Below are 455 nucleotides of genomic sequence, written 5' to 3'. Positions count from 1 at the left end.
AATGTTTTAGTTTCCAGTAGTGGAACTGTAAAAGTAACGGATTTTGGAATTGCGAAAGCACTCTCTGAAACTTCACTTACTCAAACAAATACAATGTTTGGTTCGGTTCATTATTTATCACCAGAGCAAGCGCGTGGTTCAAATGCAACTGTTCAATCAGATATTTATGCGATTGGAATTATTTTATTTGAGCTTTTAACAGGTCAAATTCCATTTGATGGAGATTCTGCAGTTGCTATCGCTCTAAAACATTTCCAAGAGAGTATTCCAAGCATCATTAATCTCAATCCAGAAGTTCCGCAAGCTTTGGAAAATGTTGTCATTAAAGCTACAGCGAAAGATATTAAAAATCGCTATACTGATGTAGAAGAAATGATGACTGATGTGGCAACTTCAACGAGTCTTGACCGTCGTGGGGAAGAAAAATTAGTTTTCAATAAGGATCATGATGAAAC

1 protein-coding gene is annotated in these 455 nt (G+C 36.0%); it reads left to right on the top strand.

The features are described from left to right. On the top strand, window positions 1–455 hold a 455-nt coding region (locus JKP73_RS22085), incomplete at both ends, for a protein kinase domain-containing protein (RefSeq protein ID WP_200411975.1).

It is taken from the genome of Virgibacillus salexigens, assembly GCF_014905415.1.
Taxonomy (GTDB): Bacteria; Bacillota; Bacilli; order Bacillales; family Amphibacillaceae; genus Virgibacillus; species Virgibacillus salexigens.
Note: the sequence above shows the minus strand (reverse complement) of the source record. Positions and strands in the feature narration are given on the sequence as shown.